Here is a 4,373-nt window from a genome sequence, read left to right as displayed (position 1 = left end):
CCGAAAATTTCATCCCGCCGCAGGCCGAGCGTCCGCCGGTCCGCACGCCGCGGATGCCGCGCATCGACGAACTGCCGATGCCGGCGCAGGCCGAGATTCGTCAGGCCCGCGGCGAGGTCGAGGAGGAGGCCCCGCAGAAGAGCCGCCTGTCGCTGCTCCAGCGCCTCGCCAATGTCGGCCTTGGCCGCCGTGACGAGGAAAGCGAGCCGCCCGTGGCCGCCCGCACTGCCGGCCCAGCAATGTCGCCGCTGCCCGAGCGCCGCCCCCAGAAGACAGTGGCGCAGCAGATCGCAGCTAACGAGCCGGTATCGGAGTACGCCCGTCGTCCCGCGCCCCAGGGCCTGGACATGCATGGCCGCCCCGCGCCTGTTGCCCCGGCGCCACAGGGAGACGACCATCTTGATATCCCCGCCTTCTTGCGGCGGCAGGCGACCTGAGGATTGTTACAATCAGGCTGACGAAAAAAGGTCCCGGCAACAGCGTGCCGGGACCTTTCCTTTTGTCCCGTGCATGCCCGGATTGCACAGCCAAGCAACTGATTTTAAATCATTAATTACACATTCGGTGGTTCAGTAAAACTACCGTACCCCCTCCAAACCGCGGCGTAATTTGGTTAAGCCTTGGCGCGAATACGGCGGGTTTGGGGTAACAATCGGTAAAAAAGCGTGAGTTGGCGCTGTTTGAGGCAGTGACTATGGTTTGGCGTGACTTGGGGATACGGATTCGCGGGGACGTCGGCACTGGCCGGCGAGGCGGGTCTAGTATAAGTCGCGATGATCGTAGTGGGGCGGGTTCCTGATGAAATTTAGCCGGCAAACAACGCTTCGTGCGCAAGCCTCCGTGGCAGGCGTAGGCGTTCATTCCGGTCTTCCCGTCACTCTCACGCTCGGGCCTGCGCCTGTCGACGCGGGTTTTGTTTTTGTCCGCACTGGGCTCGAGGGAAGCGACCGCGAAGTTCAGGCCACCGCCGAGCAGGTGATCGCGACCGACTTCGCCACCGTTCTCGGTGATCGCAACGGTCCGCTGGTCTCCACCGCCGAGCATGTGCTTGCTGCACTGCGGGGCATGGGCGTGGATAACGCCACGATCGAGATCGACGGGCCGGAAGTGCCGATCATGGACGGCAGCGCCGCAGCCTTCATTGCGGCGATCGACCAGGCCGGCATCATCACCCAATCGGCTCAGCGCCGCTTCATTCAGATTTTGAAGCCGATCTCAGTCAAGATCGGCGACTCCTTCGGCGAGATCAGACCCTATGCCAACGGGTTCCGGGCCGAAGTCGAGATCGACTTCACCAATCCCGTCATCGGCCAGCAGAGCTACGCTTTCGACCTCAGCCCGGAACGTTTCCGCCGCGAAGTCGGCCGGGCCCGGACTTTCGGCCTGATGGGCGATGTCGCGCGGCTCTGGAGCGCGGGCTATGCCCTCGGCGCCTCCTTCGACAACACCGTCGTGTTCGACGACGAGCGGCTGCTCAACACCGAAGGCCTGCGCTACGCCGACGAATGTGCCCGCCACAAGGTGCTGGACGTGATCGGCGATCTCGCGCTGGCCGGCCTGCCGCTGCTTGGCGCGTATCGCTCGGTACGTGGCGGCCACAAGCTCAACCACGCTGTCCTGACCGCGCTGCTGGCCGATCGTACCGCCTGGCGCGTGGTCGAGGGCGAAGTGGCCCGCCGCACCACGCGTCCGGTCGGCGAAGTCGGTGGCAGCATCGTCGGCGGCCGGATCGCCGCGGCCTACGGGCCGGACGTGTCCTGACAGAGCCGTCGTCGCAGGCACGGTTGCGACCACCCCCGGGAAACTCCTGGTAACCATGATCGACTAGGATTGCGGCGCGTTCGCCTTAATCCGGGCGAAATGCCTGCCTATCCGGTTCATTAACGATCCTTTTTCGGATCAATCGGCGTGGTTGGCATGGCAGGCACCACGGTTACATTTCGCGCCTGTGACGGGGGTCATGGGCTGGCGGGCACCGCATCACAGGGCGTCAAGGCAAAACTCATGTCGGCACAGCGTATGACGCGCGGATATCTCTCGGTCGGAGCCGCTCGACTGGCTCAGGCCGCTACCCTCTTCATGCTCGCGCTGCCACTGGCGGGTTGCGGCACCGGCTCGCTCTGGGACAAGTTCACCGCCAAGGACGACACCTTCGTCGAGGAGCCCGCCGACAAGATCTACAATGAGGGCCTGTACCTCATGAACGAGAAGAAGGACATGAAGGCGGCGAACAAGAAGTTCGAAGAGGTCGACCGCCAGCATCCTTATTCCGACTGGGCCCGCAAATCGCTGCTGATGTCGGCCTACGCGTCCTACCAGGGCGGCGACTATGACGGCTGCATCGGCGCGGCCACCCGCTACGTCACGCTGCATCCTGGCAGCCCGGACGCGGCCTATGCGCAATATCTGATCGCAGCTTCCCATTACGACCAGATCCCGGACGTCAGCCGCGACCAAGCCCGCACCGAAAAGGCGATCGCGGCGCTGGAAGAGGTGGTGCGCAAATATCCGAACTCGGAATACGCCACGTCGGCGAAAGCCAAGATCGAGGGTGCCCGCGACCAGCTCGCCGGCAAGGAAATGAATACCGGCCGCTACTACGCGCAGAAGCGCGACTACACGGCGGCGATCAACCGCTACAAGACCGTCGTCACGCAGTACCAGACCACCCGCCATGTCGAGGAGGCGCTGTTCCGTCTGACCGAGGCCTATATGGCGATCGGCATCGTCGGCGAGGCGCAGACCGCGGCGGCCGTGCTTGGGCACAATTTTCCTGACAGCCGCTGGTACAAGGACGCCTATAATCTTGTAAAATCCGGCGGTCTCGAGCCGAGCGAGAATCAGGGGTCCTGGATCAGCCGGACCTTCAAGAAGATGGGTCTCGGCTAGGAAATTTGGTTCCATGCTGGCGCGTCTGTCGATCCGTGACATCGTCCTGATCGAACGGCTCGATATCGAATTCGCCACCGGCCTTGCGGTTTTGACCGGCGAGACCGGTGCGGGCAAATCCATCCTGCTCGATGCCTTTGCACTGGCGCTCGGCGGCCGCGGCGACGCCGGCCTCGTGCGCCACGGCGCGGAGCAGGGGCAGGTCACTGCCGTGTTCGATGTCCCCAAGAATCACCCCGCGGCCAGGATCCTGGCCGAGAACGGCCTCGACGACACCGGTGAGATGATTCTCCGCCGCGTGCAGCTTGCCGACGGCCGCACCCGGGCCTTCATCAACGACCAATCGATCAGCGTGCAGACGCTGAAGGCGGTCGGCGCCGCCCTGGTCGAGATCCACGGCCAGCACGACGAGCGCGCGCTCGTCGATGCCGCCACCCATCGCCGCCTGCTCGACGCCTTTGCCGGGCTCGAAAAGGACGTCGCCGCCGTCGAAGCGCTCTGGGAGGCGCGTCGCATCGCCAACACCACGCTGGAGGAACATCGCGCCGCCATGGAGCGCGCCGCGCGCGAGGCGGATTACCTGCGGCATGCCTCCGACGAGCTGAAGCAACTCGCGCCCAAGGAGGGCGAAGAGACCTCACTGGCCCATCGCCGCACCACCATGATGCAGGGCGAGAAGATTGCGTCCGATCTGCGCGAGGCGCAGGAGGCGGTCGGCGGCAATCATTCGCCGGTCGCGGCCTTGTCGGCTGCGGTGCGCCGGCTGGAGCGCCGCGGCGTCAATTCGCCGGCGCTGGTCGAGCCCGCGGTGAAGGCGATCGACGCCGCCATCAACGCGCTTGAGGAGGCCGACCAGCACCTCCAGGCCGCGCTCGCCGCAACCGATTTCGATCCCGCCGAACTCGAACGTATCGAGGAGAGGCTGTTCGCATTGCGCGCCGCCTCGCGCAAATATTCGACGCCCGTCGACGGGCTCGCGGCGCTCGCCGCCAAATATGCCGCCGACGTCGTGCTGATCGATGCCGGCGCCTCGCGGCTGAAGAAGCTGGAGCAGGCCGCGATCGAGGCCGATAGCCGTTATGCGGCGGCCGCCAAGAAGCTGTCGCTGGCGCGGCAGAAGTCGGCCGAGAAGCTCAACAAGGCGGTCAATGCGGAGCTTGCCCCGCTCAAGCTCGAACGCGCAAAGTTCATGACCCAGGTCGAGACCGACGAGGCCGCACCGGGGCCGCAGGGTTTCGACCGCGTCGAGTTCTGGGTGCAGACCAATCCCGGCACCAAGCCGGGGCCCTTGATGAAGGTCGCCTCCGGCGGCGAGCTTTCGCGATTCCTGCTCGCGTTCAAGGTCGTGCTGTCCGACCGCGGCTCGGCGCCGACGCTCGTCTTCGACGAGATCGACACCGGTGTCGGCGGTGCGGTCGCCGACGCCATCGGCGGGCGCCTGGCGCGGCTTGCCGGCAAGGTCCAGGTGATGGCCGTGACTCACG

3 protein-coding genes and 1 pseudogene are annotated in these 4,373 nt (G+C 65.3%); all 4 read left to right on the top strand.

Translation table 11 applies throughout. The features are described 5' to 3' along the window. A pseudogene (locus tag SE91_RS24220) lies at positions 1–437 on the top strand (cell division protein FtsZ); the annotation flags it as partial. 361 nt (positions 438–798) lie between these two features. Then, on the top strand, positions 799–1,761 hold the full coding sequence (gene lpxC, locus SE91_RS24215; RefSeq protein WP_060735192.1) for a UDP-3-O-acyl-N-acetylglucosamine deacetylase: 963 nt from the start codon (positions 799–801) through the stop codon (positions 1,759–1,761). A 243-nt stretch (positions 1,762–2,004) separates the two neighbouring features. Beyond that, positions 2,005–2,889, top strand: coding sequence for an outer membrane protein assembly factor BamD (locus SE91_RS24210; RefSeq protein ID WP_060735193.1), 885 nt, complete (start codon positions 2,005–2,007; stop codon positions 2,887–2,889). Positions 2,890–2,902: 13 nt separating this feature from the next. Then, positions 2,903–4,373, top strand: a 1,471-nt coding sequence (gene recN, locus SE91_RS24205) for a DNA repair protein RecN (protein WP_061849392.1), incomplete at its 3' end; no start/stop codon positions are given.

The organism is Bradyrhizobium sp. DOA1, from assembly GCF_001593325.1.
In the GTDB taxonomy this organism is placed as follows: Bacteria; Pseudomonadota; Alphaproteobacteria; order Rhizobiales; family Xanthobacteraceae; genus Bradyrhizobium.
Note: the sequence above shows the minus strand (reverse complement) of the source record. Positions and strands in the feature narration are given on the sequence as shown.

What these genes read in the sequence shown, in the direction of transcription:
- SE91_RS24210 (WP_060735193.1), top strand. Translation starts at nt 2,005, where the DNA reads ATGTCGGCACAGCGTATGACGCGCGGATATCTCTCGGTCGGAGCCGCT.
- lpxC (WP_060735192.1), top strand. Translation starts at nt 799, where the DNA reads ATGAAATTTAGCCGGCAAACAACGCTTCGTGCGCAAGCCTCCGTGGCA.